Origin of the sequence: Zoogloea sp. LCSB751, assembly GCF_002028455.1 — a bacterium.
Taxonomy (GTDB): domain Bacteria; phylum Pseudomonadota; class Gammaproteobacteria; order Burkholderiales; family Rhodocyclaceae; genus Zoogloea.
Genome location: NZ_MWUM01000263.1, coordinates 1 through 265, shown reverse-complemented (window position 1 = coordinate 265; position 265 = coordinate 1). Strand labels below are relative to the sequence as shown.

1 protein-coding gene is annotated in these 265 nt (G+C 48.7%); it reads left to right on the top strand.

What is annotated here, in order from left to right:
• The coding region (locus B4920_RS26585) for a hypothetical protein (protein ID WP_368664745.1) at positions 1-265 on the top strand (265 nt) is incomplete at both ends.

The following is a 265-nucleotide window of genomic DNA, read 5'->3' as shown; positions in this document are numbered from 1 at the left end:
CAACTGTTACAAAGCAGCGACAATAAGGCTTCACTGCTGTATTGGACCATAGTCGGCATGTATATGGTGCCCGGCAATGAAAACGCGATCCAAACCTTTGTCGATACCGCAGTATTTGATATGCGCAGCCAAAAAATGTTGTTTAGGGCGCCCGGCATCAACCAACTGACCGACACGTCAACCGCGGTGAGCGTCACCAACGTGCTACGTGAAAAATCCACCGAAGGCTTTGAACTGGCGGTAAACGATATGATCACTAACTTAG